Here is a 13,206-nt window from a genome sequence, read left to right on the forward strand (position 1 = left end):
ATGCGAACAATTGTGGTAGGCAGCAGACAGAGCGCTCTGGCGTTAACTCAGACCGGGCATGTCATTGAGGATTTGAATGCACTGTGCGCGGAGCATGGATTGGATTTACAATTTGTCGTGAAGAAAATCCTGACCAAGGGTGATCGAATATTAGATGTAACCTTGTCCAAAGTGGGTGGCAAAGGACTTTTTGTCAAAGAGATTGAACAGGCCATGCTGGCTGGTGAGATTGATATGGCAGTACATAGTATGAAGGATATGCCGTCCGAATTGCCAGAAGGTCTTGTCAATGGCGCTGTGCCGCGCCGTGAGGACCCACGCGATTGCCTGATCACATTGGGCGCCAAGAGTCTGGAGGATTTGCCTCCAGGAGCGAAGGTAGGCACAAGCAGCTTGCGCAGAGCCAGTCAAATCAAGTCCATGCGACCTGATCTACAATTAGAGCCAGTACGTGGCAATATTGATTCCCGTCTGAAAAAGCTGGAGACGGAAGGTTTTGACGCCATCATTTTGGCAGCAGCTGGTTTGCACCGGATGGGCTGGAAAGACCGCATTACGTCCTATATACCAGAGGAGGCATGCTTACCGGCAGTAGGACAGGGAGCGCTCGGTATTGAATGCCGTGCGAGCGATGAAGAGCTATTGGCGTTGTTGAAACTCTACAACCACCAGGATACCTCGGCTACGGTTGCGGCTGAGCGAACCTTTCTGGGTGTGTTAAATGGGGGATGCCAAGTGCCAATCGGAGCTCATGCGGTTTGGGCTGGTCAAGAAATCAGCCTCACAGGGATGGTAGGTTCGCCAGATGGCGAGGTTATTTTGAAGGAAACGCTCCAGGGAAATGATCCGCAGAAGCTGGGAGAAGCGGTGGCGGCCAGTTTGATAGCCAAAGGAGCGGAACAGATTCTGGCGCAGGTGAGGGGATAATGGAATGGTGGGAAAGGTATATTTAGTAGGTGCAGGACCCGGAGATGCAAGATTAATTACGGTCAAGGGTTGGGAGTGCATTCAACTGGGCGATGTCATTGTGTATGACAGACTGGCAAGCCCTCGCCTCTTGGGGCTGATGAAGCCAGGGGCCCAAAAAATATATGTCGGCAAACTGCCAGATCGTCACACCATGAAGCAAGAGGAAATTAATCAGCTGCTGGTGGATTTAGCCTTGGAAGGAAAGACAGTCGTCCGGCTCAAAGGGGGAGACCCCACTATTTTTGGGCGAGTCGGCGAGGAAGCCGGGCTATTACGTAAACACGGTATTTCCTATGAAATCATACCTGGCATCACATCAGCCATCAGCGTGCCTGCGTATGCAGGCATTCCCGTTACACATCGGGAGATGGCCTCGTCGCTGTCTATCATTACAGGTCATGAAAGTCCGGATAAACTCGATAAAAGTATTCATTGGGATAAAGTAACGAACGCAACGGGTACACTGATCTTTATGATGGGTGTAGCGAAGATCGGCTATATCAGTGATCAGCTGATAAAGCATGGTAAGCCGTCCGATACTCCAGTTGCTTTGATTCGTTGGGGGACCCGCGCCGAGCAAGATACGCTAGTGGGTACGCTGGCGGATATTGAAGCCAAAGTGAAGGCAGCGAATTTTCAACCGCCCGCCGTCATCGTTGTCGGAGAAGTGGTCAATCAGCGTGAACAGTTAAAATGGGCAGAGGATATGCCTTTGTTTGGCAAGCGAATTTTGGTTACTCGCGCACGCGCGCAGGCCAGCAGTCTGGTTCACCGGATTGAGGAGCTTGGCGGCGAACCTTATGAGTTCCCAGTTATCCAGACCGTCGTCCCTTCGGACGAGCAGGCAAAACAGAAAATCAAAGAGGCGTTTGCGCGACTTCCTGAATATGACTGGGTGTTTTTTACCAGCGTTAACGGAGTGGAATACTTTTTCACTCATTTAAAGGAACAGGGCAAGGATGTACGTGCGCTATACAAAGCTCGTATTGCCGCAGTCGGACCAGCCACAGCAGACGCACTTCGAAAACACGGAATTATAGCAGAACAGATCGAAGGTCCTTTTCAGGCAGAGGGATTGCTTGAAACGTTCGAGCAAGATTTGCAACCAGGGCAAAACGTATTTCTTCCAAGAGGTGATCTCGCTCGTTCATGGCTGCCGGATCAGCTGAGAGAGATGGGACTGCATGTGACCGAGGCTGATTTGTATCAAACGGTGCTGGCTGCCAACACACAGGATGATGAACTTCTCAAGCTGCTGGAGGAGCGTGCCATTCACGCGATTACGTTTACCAGTTCCTCAACCGTAACCTTTTTCATGGAAGCCCTCAGACAAATGGGGATCAGTGATCCAGTATCGCTGCTGGAGGGAGTTACGATCGCTGTGATCGGCCCCTTAACTGGTGAGACAGCAACCCAAGCCGGATTGACTGTCAGTTTGATGTCAGAGAAGGCAACCATTGAAAGTCTAATTCAATCGCTATGTGACTGGAAACAATCAAGTACGGTTATGACATTATAAATTTTAATTTTTACAAATGAATGTATAAAAAAATGGAGGTTTGTAATTATGAGTGTCCCTTTTACCAGACATCGTCGTTTGCGTCAGTCAGCTGCCATCCGCAGCATGGTGCGTGAAACGGTTTTGAATCCGTCTGATTTTATCCAACCGATCTACGTAACATTTGGTACTGGAGTGAAACAGGAGATTAGCTCCATGCCAGGTGTATACCGTTTTTCTCTGGATCGGCTGGAGGAAGAACTGAAAGAAATTAGTGAGCTTGGCATTCCTGCTGTGCTCCTGTTTGGCATACCAGAAACCAAAGACAGTGTAGGGACTTCAGCTTTTGTAGACAACGGTATTGTTCAGGAAGCTACTCGTTTGATCAAATCGCGTTATCCCGAACTGCTGGTCGTGGCAGATACTTGTTTGTGTGAGTTTACGGACCATGGACACTGCGGTATGGTACACATGCATGAGCATGATGGTGAAGTGTGCGGTGAAGTATTGAATGATGAATCTCTGGAGGTGCTGGTACGTACAGCCGTTTCTCAGGCCAGAGCCGGTGCAGATATTATCGCTCCTTCTAATATGATGGACGGTTTTGTACAGGCGATTCGGCAGGGACTCGATCTGGAAGGTTTTTCACATATTCCGATTATGTCGTATTCCGTCAAATATGCGTCTGCTTTTTATGGTCCTTTCCGGGAAGCCGCTGATTCTGCGCCGCAGTTTGGTGATCGCAAATCCTATCAGATGGACCCTGCCAATGCACGTGAGGCGTTGCGGGAAGCGGAGTCTGACGTGATGGAGGGTGCGGACATGCTGATGGTGAAGCCTTCTCTTTCTTATCTGGATGTAATGCGTACGATTAAGGACCAATTTGATTTGCCTATGGTGGCTTACAATGTCAGTGGTGAATATGCAATGGTCAAAGCGGCAGCTCTCCAAGGCTGGATTGATGAAAAAGCGATGGTGCTGGAGATTCTGACAAGCATGAAGCGTGCCGGTGCAGATATGATTATTACCTATTCTGCCAAGGATGCGGCAAGATGGTTGAATCAATAAGTGTATTTTTCAGAAGACAGGAGTGATTAGAATGATGGACGAACAACGAACGGTACGCAAGGATGCGCGTTCCAAAGCAGCCTTTGATGAGGCAAAACAATATATTCCGGGTGGCGTAAACAGTCCGGTTCGAGCTTTTAAATCCGTGGGTATAACACCGGTATATATTGATCGTGGGGAAGGATCACGTGTATATGATATCGACGGTCAATCCTATATAGACTATGTATGTTCGTGGGGACCGCTTATTATGGGTCATGCGCACCCTGAAGTGGTTAAAGCCTTACAGGCTGCTGTTGTAAAAGGAACCAGCTTCGGAGCCCCAACGCTTGCGGAAACGGAAATGGCCAAGCTCGTATGTGAGCGTGTTCCTTCCATGGACATTGTTCGAATGGTCAACTCGGGAACCGAGGCAACAATGAGTGCGATCCGACTCGCGCGTGGATTTACGAAACGCAGTAAAATCCTTAAATTTGAAGGTTCTTATCACGGTCATGCGGACAGCTTGCTGATTAAAGCGGGCTCTGGTGTTGCGACCCTAGGTCTACCTGATAGTCCGGGTGTACCTGAAGTCGTGGCCACACATACAATCACTGTCCCTTATAATGATTTGGCGTCGGTGAAGCTGGCTTTTGAGAAATTTGGCGAAGAGATTGCTGCGATTATTGTCGAGCCAGTAGCCGGTAATATGGGTGTTGTACCGCCACAGCCTGGATTTTTGGAAGGATTGCGTGAGGTAACCCGACAGTACGGAAGTCTGCTGATTTTTGATGAAGTGATGACTGGATTCCGGGTAGGACTTCATTCTGCTCAAGGGCGCTTTGGTGTGACGCCGGATCTTACGTGTCTGGGCAAAGTGATTGGTGGTGGCCTACCTGTAGGTGCATATGGCGGCCGTCGCGACATTCTAGAGCAAATTGCACCGTCTGGCCCGATCTATCAAGCGGGTACGCTGAGCGGAAATCCGCTGGCTATGGCAGCAGGTTATTCGACGCTTAAATTGCTGACACCAGAAGTATATGATCGCTTGGAAGAGCGGGCAGCACGACTTCAGGCCGGATTCGAACGTAACGCGCGAGAGCTGGGGATTCCTGTCACGATCAACCGTGTCGGTTCTATGGTGTGTCCGTTCTTCACAGACGAGAAGGTTGTCAATTTTGACACTGCTAAAACGAGTAATCAGGACCACTTCCGCCGTTACTTTACTGAAATGGTCAATGAGGGCGTTAGTGTAGCTCCATCTCAATTTGAGGGCATGTTCGTATCAGGTGTGCATACCGTTGAGGATATTGATGCGACCATTGAAGCGAACTATCGCGCGCTCAAACGTCTATGAGTTGGAAAGGCAGTTGGAAAAGAAGAGGACCGTGGCTGGAAGTCACACCAGGGCGAGAAATTGCAACTGATGAAAATGGCGCTGAAGCTGTGGATCGCTGGTTGCTGAACCGTCTGGGATTACCGGACAAGCTGTGGCGCAGGCTACGGCATGAAAAAGGGATTGAACTTACAGGGGACCGGCTGCGGCTGGCCCTTTTTCCTGTAGTGGACCTTGGCGTCGTCCCACGTTGGTATGATTTGAAGATACTATACGAGGATGATTTTTGCTTGGTGGTACACAAACCAGCGGGGATGGCGGTCCATCCAGACGGTGGTGTAAAGGATGGTCCGCTAACATTGGATCATGCTGTCGCATCCTATTATGAAATCAACGACATTCATACAGCAGTACGGCATGTACATCGTCTGGATGTGGACACGACAGGCCCGGTGCTTTATGCCAAAAATGAATTTGCGTTGCTCAAGCTGGACAAACAAATGCGAGCTAAAGACATCGGTCGTCGTTATGTAGCTTTGGTACGAGGGAAAGTACCTCCATCGCTGCGGACGTTGGATTGGCCGATTGGCAAGGATAGGCATCATAAACAGCGCCGCCGTGTATCCCCAACTGGACAGAAGGCGGTTACCCATGTGGAAGTTGGAGAAGTATCGGGTAGTGGTCCGAGTGCGGTCAGTCTCGTGTATCTGACGCTGGAGACAGGTCGGACGCACCAGATACGCGTACATCTTAGTCATGCTGGCTATCCTTTACTTGGGGACGTATTATACGGCGGTCGTGCTGCTGATTTTGGCAGACAGGCCCTTCACGGAGAGCGCCTCACCTTCTGTCATCCGCTGAGCGGCGAAACGATTATCGTCGAGGATGCTTGGCCGGATGATTTTCAAAAGCTGCACAAACAGCTATAAAAGATGGCATGCCTTCTATTTTGGCGCATATACTTGAACCTAGAAACGGTTTGCAATATGGAGTTTCCGTGCGCCTGACACGAGTCAGAGGATGTGCGGAGGCTGCCCAAAGGAGGATGCCATCCTTGAATAAACAACAGAATGATCAGCCGCAAGGCTTGCGTTTTGATATCTATGAACGCATTCATTTGACGGAGGAAGCTGCCGGGATAGCCGAGTTGGAGGAAATTGAGCTTCTGCCACGCATTCAGGTTGTAACCCACGGCGACCATGCCGCTTTGCGAGGGCATTTGCTGCTGGAGGGCGTGTACCGCACACCTGAACAGATCACGAGCGAGCTTCATCATTTGATCCCTGTGGAAATTACCATTCCGCTTAACCGGGTAGGAAGATTGGAAGATATCTCCGTGGAGATTGAAAATTTTGATGTGGACCTGCTCTCTTTACGTAGTCTAAACATTACAGGGGTGCTTTCTTTGCATGGGGTGGAAAGCTCGCATGCAGAGGAGACGGCGGTTTGGCTGGATGAGGAATTTACTGTGGTGCATGCACCTGAACATCCGGCTCCATCTCTTTACGGCGCTGGAGAGCATCGTCACGAAGAGGCTTATTCTACCCAAGACTCGGTATACAACAACATTTCAGACCCGGAAACTTCATACAAAGTACCAGCACAACAAGAGTCAGCTTACTGGGAACAGTCGTCAGAGGATCAAGGGGAACAGAAGCCATCATTGGAGCATCAAGCTTATGATCCGATAGTAGATCCGAACCGATATTATGAGCCGTGGACGGGAAAAGTAGTTGAAGACAGCTCTTCCGAAGTTAAGCATGAGCAGGAGGCGTCGGAAGTGTGGGCATTTCAGCAAGAGGAAACAGGACCGGTAGGGGATGAGCCTAAAGTATCTTCTGCATCTCCCAATGTAGCATACGACCCTTTGCTGTCGGAGCCCCATTCTGCCACAGAGTCAGAGATTTATCTGGAGCCGCAGTTGGAAGCAAGTCAGGGGAATGACTTTGACTTCAGGCCTGAAGCGTCAGAACAGGTAAACCATGAAGTTCAGGATACCTTTACTGAGGAAAAGCCAGAGATGCGCGTGGCGCTTAACAGTAAAAAGAATGAAGGAGCAGACGAGCCGGACCCGGTTGTCTACTCATCATTGCTTCAATCCAGCCGTTCGGTGAAGGAAGCCGAACACCAGCAGCAGCTGGAACATGAACCGCAAGGTCAGGATCAGAAAGCCGAGGAAGAGCGTGAGGATGCCAAGTGGAAAAATCTTTTTTTCCATACACAGGATGAAACGCCTTTCCGCAAGGTGCGGTTATGCATTGTACAGCGCGAGGATACACTGGAAACGATAGCAGACCGTTATCAGCTCAGCACACGGGAGCTTCAATTGTATAATAGATTGGCAGAGCATCATGTAGAAGAAGGGCAGGTATTGTACATCCCTTGATTCGGTTGCTGAAACATGCGAAGAAGTGCTGACTATCGTCAATGAGAAATGGGTGTTGACTATAGTCAATGGGAAATGTATGATGTGGTATAGTTATTGAAAGACTGAGATCGGGAAGAGTAGGCAGCAAGCCCTTCAGAGAGTGGAATTGCAGCGCTGTGAGGTTCCGCAGGAAGCTACTGGCCGAAGTCACCCGGGAGTCGCCTGTTTGAACGGTTCCTCATTTCATTCCTTCGGAAGGTAAGAGGTTCACGGTAGAATAAGGCCGGTCCGCAACCGTTATCTGCATAAAGTGTCACACCATGTGTAATGGATCAGTGGATACATGCACTAGGGGTGAAACAAAGGTGGTACCGCGAGAGAACAGCCTTTCGTCCTTTGAGGATGAAGGGCTTTTTTTATTTGCCAATTGAAAATCATGGAGGTATCCTGATATGTCAGAACAAGACAACAAGACAACCTTGGAAATGCCAACAACGTACGATCCCAAATCAGCAGAACAAAAATGGTACAAAACGTGGATGGAGAAGGGCTATTTCCGTGCCGGGCAACATCCAGAGGCAGAGCCTTTTACTATCGTTATTCCACCACCGAATGTTACGGGTATGTTGCATATTGGACATGCTCTTGACTTTACTTTGCAGGATATTATTATCCGCGCCAAGCGGATGCAGGGTTATGATGCCTTGTGGCTGCCAGGGGCAGACCATGCAGGTATTGCTACTCAAACAAAAGTAGAGCAGAAGCTACGTGAAGAAGGTTTGACTCGCTATGATTTGGGCCGTGAGAAGTTTTTGGAGAAAGTGTGGGAGTGGAAAGATCTTTATCTGGACAATATCCACAATCAATGGGAGAAAATGGGCTTTTCTCTCGATTATTCTCGTGAACGTTTTACATTGGATGAGGGACTGTCCAAGGCGGTACGCGAAGTATTTGTTAAACTGTACAAAAAGGGTCTGATTTATCGCGGTAAACGCATCATTAACTGGGACCCTGCTGCACGTACCGCATTGTCGGATATTGAGGTGGAATACAAAGAGGTGAACGGAAATCTGTATCACCTGCAATACCCTTTGAAAGACGGTAGCGGATTTATTACTGTAGCCACTACACGTCCTGAAACGATGCTGGGCGATACGGCTGTAGCTGTACATCCAGAAGATGAACGCTATAAGCAAATGATCGGCAAAACACTTGTGCTTCCAATCATCGGGCGTGAAATTCCGGTCATTGCGGATGACTATGTAGATAAAGATTTCGGTAGCGGCGCGGTTAAAATCACACCGGCTCACGATCCGAATGACTTTGAAATGGGTCAACGTCACCAGTTGCCTCAAATTACGGTGATGGACGAGACGGGAACGATGAATGCTGAAGCAGGCAAATATCAGGGACTGGATCGCAGCGATTGCCGTAAGCAAATCGTCGCTGATTTGAAAGAGCAGGGTGTACTGATTCGTATTGAAGAGCATGTACACCAAGTAGGTCATAGTGAGCGTTCTGGCGTAGTTGTAGAACCTTATCTGTCGACGCAATGGTTCGTGGAAATGAAGCCTCTGGCAGCTAAGGCGATTGAAGCACAGAAGGCTGGCAACGGTGTAAACTTTGTACCGGATCGCTTTGAGCGTACTTATCTGCATTGGATTGAAAATGTGCGGGATTGGTGTATTTCCCGTCAATTATGGTGGGGACACCGTATTCCGGCTTGGTATGATGAGGAAACCGGAGAAGTTATTGTATCGGCGGAGGACCCTACCACTTTGCCTGAATATGCCGGTAGAAAGCTCAAACAGGATGAGGATGTACTCGATACTTGGTTCAGCTCTGCTTTGTGGCCATTTTCGACCCTAGGTTGGCCTGAGCAGACAGAGGATCTCAAACGCTATTATCCGACGAATGTTCTGGTGACAGGCTATGACATTATTTATTTCTGGGTATCGCGTATGATCTTTACCGCGCTGGAGTTCACGGAAGAGATTCCGTTCAAGGATGTACTTATGCACGGTTTGGTTCGTGACGCGGACGGAAGAAAAATGTCCAAATCCCTGGGCAATGGTGTTGATCCGCTCGACGTGATCGACCAATATGGTACCGATGCAATGCGTTATATGATCTCCACCAGCAGCACACCTGGACAAGATCTTCGTTTCCGCTGGGAACGTGTGGAGCAGGCGCGTAACTTTGCCAATAAAATCTGGAATGCATCACGCTTTGCGCTAATGAATCTGGAAGGCGTCACTGCGGCAGATATAGACATTACTGGTGACTTGAGCACCGTTGACCGTTGGATTCTGCACCGTCTAAACGAAACTTCACGCGACATCACGCGTCTAATAGATGCTTATGAATTTGGCGAGACAGGCCGCCTTCTGTATAACTTTATTTGGGATGATTTGTGCGACTGGTACATTGAGTTTGCGAAGCTTTCCCTATATGGCGATAATGCAGAGGCGAAAAAGAAAACACAATCCGTACTTGCATACGTTTTGGATCGGACACTGCGCATGATTCATCCGTTCATGCCGTTTATCTCCGAGGAAATATGGCAGCATCTTCCGCATGAGGGAGAAACGATCACACTGGCCGCTTGGCCTGCTTACGATCCTGCTTTCGAGGATAAGGACGCGGTCGCTGAAATGAATTTGCTGATCGACGTGATTCGTGCTGTGCGCAATATCCGCGCTGAAGTCAACGTGCCGATGAGTAAAAAAATTGAATTGCTCATAAAACCCGGCGATCAAGCCGTTCTTGATATCATTAACCGCAATGGGGAGTATGTACGTCGATTCTGTAACACGTCTGAATTCGACGCAGGCTTAGAGTTCACCGCTCCAGATAAAGCCATGACATCTATTGTTAGCGGCGCAGAGCTATACCTGCCGTTAGCCGGACTGCTAGATATTGCCCAGGAAATTAGCAGACTTGAAAAAGAACTTCAGCATTTGAACAGTGAAGTGGAGCGCGTGGAGAAAAAACTCTCCAACCAAGGCTTTGTGGCGAAGGCACCAGCCAAAGTCATCGAGGAAGAGAAGGCCAAGCAAGCCGATTACTCAGATAAGCGCGCTAAAGTTATCGCACGTATTGAAGAACTCAAGGGATAATTTCACTCACAATAAAATGACCTGAAGGTGAAGAGGATGTCAGATACGATCAGGGGCGGCGACATAGCCCCTTTACAAAGTTATGATGAAGCAGTGGAATGGATTAATGGGTTGATTCCGTTTGGCATTAGACCCGGACTGGAACGAATCGAACAGCTGATGAGTAGGCTGGGTGATCCGCAACGACATCTGAAATTTATTCATATTGCAGGAACCAACGGTAAGGGCTCGACTTGTGCCTTTCTAACCTCTGTGCTTCTGAAATGTGGATACGATGTTGGGACCTTTACTTCTCCGTACATCACCCGATTTACGAACCGTTTTCAATTCAACGGGACCGATATTCCAGATGAAACGCTGGTTTCACTGGCCAATCGCTTGTATCCGTTGGTGAAAGAAATCGCAGATAGTGAGTTGGGATCACCTACGATGTTTGAGGTGTCCACAGCGTTGGCTATTTTGTACTATGCTACGGTAGCTTTTCCAGATGTTGTGGTATGGGAGACAGGCCTCGGGGGAAGGATGGATGTAACTAATATCGTGAGTCCTATCGTTTCGGTCATTACGAATGTCGGCTATGACCATACGGACATTTTGGGAGATACACTGGAACAGATTGCAAGAGAAAAGGCTGGGATCATCAAGCCGGGTGTACCTGTCGTCAGTTGTGTTTCCCAGCCCGAGGCTATTCAGGTCATACGTGAAACGGCGGCCAAGCAAGGAGCTACCTTGTACCTGGCAGGAGAACAATTTACGTATGAACGGTTAAACGGGAATGAAACAGGTCAGACCTTTTCATTCGCCGGACCCTTCCGACATATGGAAATCGACATCACGTTGTTAGGTGAGCATCAATGTTCTAATGCGGCAGGAGCTCTGATGGCACTTGAAGTCCTACGTCAGTATATGGCTTTTGTGTTGGATGATGAGGATCTGCTGGAGGGATTTAGGCAAGCTGCCTGGGCAGGGCGTCTCGAACAAGTCAGTACCTCGCCGAGAATTGTCCTTGATGGGGCTCATAATCCAGAAGGGGCGCAAACGCTGGCCAAGAGTCTCCCACAAGTGTATTCGTACAAAAAATTGGTTTTAATGATGGGGATGCTATCAAACAAGCATCATGAGGCATACTTGCAGCATATACTGCCACTAGTGGATACGCTTATCCTGACCGAGCCCGATTTTCGCCGCAAAATGAATGCCGCTGATTTGGCTCATCTCGTGGAGAAGCTGCGGCCGTCTTATGCCAAAACGGATTTAAAAATTATTGTAGAAGGTGACTGGAAAAAGGCTTTAAACCTGCTTCAGTCACATACGGAAGCGGAAGATCTGGGGGTGGTGTCCGGCACGCTGTATCTTATTGCGGATGTACGGGCTACCCTTATGTATCAAACCGATTCGGAAAAAGGTTGGTGAAATTTGTTGATTACTTCGGAACATGTTCATTTTATCGGTATCGGCGGCTACGGGATGAGCGCGATTGCTCGGGTCATGCTGGAGATGGGATATACCGTGACTGGCTCAGATGTGGCATCACAGGAGCTGACAGAAAAACTGGCGGCAAAAGGCGCAAAAATATATATTGGACACACGCCTGAACATATTGCGGGCGCAGATATCGTCGTCTATTCAACAGCATTGTCACGTGACAATGTAGAGCGGGTGGCAGCAGAAGAATTGAATATTCCAACACTGCACCGTTCGCAGATGCTGGCTCGCTTGCTTAACGAACGTAAGGGTATAGCGGTTGCGGGTGCGCACGGGAAAACGACAACCTCTTCTATGATCGCTCTGGTTATGGAGAGATGTAACGTTGACCCAACGTATATTATCGGCGGCGAAATCACGAATTTGGGGACGAACGCCAAAGCGGGGAAAAGCGAGTTTGTCGTTGCCGAGGCGGATGAAAGCGATGGTTCTTTCCTACAATATCATCCTTGGCAGGGGATAGTAACCAATATTGAAGCAGATCATTTGGAAAATTACGATGGGGACTTCAATCGCCTAAAAAGTGCTTACGTGCAATTCTTGAGCCAAATTCGGCCGGATGGAGCAGCTATTGTATGCGCAGATGATCAGAACATCCGAGAGATGCTGCCTCAGCTCCAAACTCGGGTCATTACTTATGGGGTAGAGCATGAAGCGGATTACATGGCGACAGATATCCAACTGGGTGACCGCCGATTAAGCTTTACGATGAGCCGTAAGGGAACAGCACTCGGAACGATTGAATTGTCTGTACCTGGTAAACATAACATGTATAATGCGATGGCTACCGTGATTTCATGTCTGGAAGCAGGGATTCCATTTGATCAAATTGCTGCAACTATTGTGGAATTTCATGGAGCGAAACGTCGTTTTCAAGTGCTAGGTGAAGGCAATGACATTTTGATTATTGATGATTATGCGCATCACCCAACAGAGATTGAGGCTACGATCAGTGCAGCGAGAGCAACTGGCAAGCGTATTATTGCCGTGTTCCAGCCACAACGCTACAGTCGTACCTTTTTCCTGCTGGATGCGTTCAGCCGTGCGTTTAGCGAGGCTGGTGAAGTGATCATTACCGATATTTATTCACCAGCGGGAGAAAAACAGATTGAAGGTGTGCATTCTTCCAAACTGGTGGATTTAATCGTCCAAAACAGCAATGCGAATGCAATCTATTTACCAACCAAAGAAGCTGTGATCGAAGAGCTGAAAGATCGGTTACAACCAGGCGATCTTGTGCTGACAATGGGAGCAGGAGATATCTGGAAAGCTGGCGACGCGTTAGCACGCCATCTTCGCGGGCAACAAGTGTAATACGTATGAACATGGGCTGTTACGCCAATGTATTATAGCTTTGAAGGGTATTCCGAACACGAAGGTGTTT

General features: G+C 48.7%; 9 protein-coding genes. All 9 read left to right on the top strand.

Annotated features, from left to right (window positions below):
• The gene (gene hemC / locus ACXHJ1_RS13030; RefSeq protein WP_107734848.1) at positions 1–927 is read left to right on the top strand and encodes a hydroxymethylbilane synthase; all 927 of its coding nucleotides are present in this window, start codon (positions 1–3) and stop codon (positions 925–927) included.
• Between the two features lie 4 nt (positions 928–931).
• Positions 932–2,488: a uroporphyrinogen-III C-methyltransferase gene (gene cobA, locus ACXHJ1_RS13035; RefSeq protein WP_457904735.1), complete on the top strand. Its 1,557-nt coding sequence runs from the start codon at positions 932–934 to the stop codon at positions 2,486–2,488.
• Between the two features lie 48 nt (positions 2,489–2,536).
• Positions 2,537–3,535, top strand: a complete 999-nt coding sequence (gene hemB / locus ACXHJ1_RS13040; protein ID WP_016818416.1) for a porphobilinogen synthase — start codon at positions 2,537–2,539, stop codon at positions 3,533–3,535.
• Positions 3,536–3,566: 31 nt separating this feature from the next.
• Positions 3,567–4,871, top strand: a complete 1,305-nt coding sequence (hemL, locus tag ACXHJ1_RS13045; protein WP_457904736.1) for a glutamate-1-semialdehyde 2,1-aminomutase — start codon at positions 3,567–3,569, stop codon at positions 4,869–4,871.
• The gene (locus ACXHJ1_RS13050; protein ID WP_457904737.1) at positions 4,868–5,779 is read left to right on the top strand and encodes an RluA family pseudouridine synthase; all 912 of its coding nucleotides are present in this window, start codon (positions 4,868–4,870) and stop codon (positions 5,777–5,779) included. The genes hemL and ACXHJ1_RS13050 overlap by 4 nt, the downstream gene beginning before the upstream one ends.
• A gap of 125 nt (positions 5,780–5,904) precedes the next feature.
• Positions 5,905–7,236: a LysM peptidoglycan-binding domain-containing protein gene (locus ACXHJ1_RS13055; protein ID WP_457904738.1), complete on the top strand. Its 1,332-nt coding sequence runs from the start codon at positions 5,905–5,907 to the stop codon at positions 7,234–7,236.
• Positions 7,237–7,670: 434 nt separating this feature from the next.
• Positions 7,671–10,337 carry a valine--tRNA ligase gene (locus ACXHJ1_RS13060; RefSeq protein WP_017427418.1) on the top strand — a complete coding sequence of 889 codons (2,667 nt, stop codon included), beginning with the start codon at positions 7,671–7,673 and terminating at the stop codon, positions 10,335–10,337.
• A 36-nt stretch (positions 10,338–10,373) separates the two neighbouring features.
• A complete protein-coding gene (locus ACXHJ1_RS13065; protein WP_016818421.1) occupies positions 10,374–11,750 on the top strand; it encodes a bifunctional folylpolyglutamate synthase/dihydrofolate synthase in 1,377 nt (458 codons plus the stop codon).
• Positions 11,751–11,756: 6 nt separating this feature from the next.
• Positions 11,757–13,136, top strand: a complete 1,380-nt coding sequence (murC, locus tag ACXHJ1_RS13070) for a UDP-N-acetylmuramate--L-alanine ligase (protein ID WP_038978209.1) — start codon at positions 11,757–11,759, stop codon at positions 13,134–13,136.
• Positions 13,137–13,206 lie beyond the last annotated feature (70 nt).

It is taken from the genome of Paenibacillus sp. ALE2 (assembly GCF_054113385.1).

Coding starts and splice junctions, on each gene's coding strand:
- hemL (WP_457904736.1), top strand. CDS start 3,567: ATGATGGACGAACAACGAACGGTACGCAAGGATGCGCGTTCCAAAGCA.
- ACXHJ1_RS13050 (WP_457904737.1), top strand. CDS start 4,868: ATGAGTTGGAAAGGCAGTTGGAAAAGAAGAGGACCGTGGCTGGAAGTC.
- ACXHJ1_RS13065 (WP_016818421.1), top strand. CDS start 10,374: ATGTCAGATACGATCAGGGGCGGCGACATAGCCCCTTTACAAAGTTAT.
- ACXHJ1_RS13060 (WP_017427418.1), top strand. CDS start 7,671: ATGTCAGAACAAGACAACAAGACAACCTTGGAAATGCCAACAACGTAC.
- hemB (WP_016818416.1), top strand. CDS start 2,537: ATGAGTGTCCCTTTTACCAGACATCGTCGTTTGCGTCAGTCAGCTGCC.
- hemC (WP_107734848.1), top strand. CDS start 1: ATGCGAACAATTGTGGTAGGCAGCAGACAGAGCGCTCTGGCGTTAACT.
- cobA (WP_457904735.1), top strand. CDS start 932: ATGGTGGGAAAGGTATATTTAGTAGGTGCAGGACCCGGAGATGCAAGA.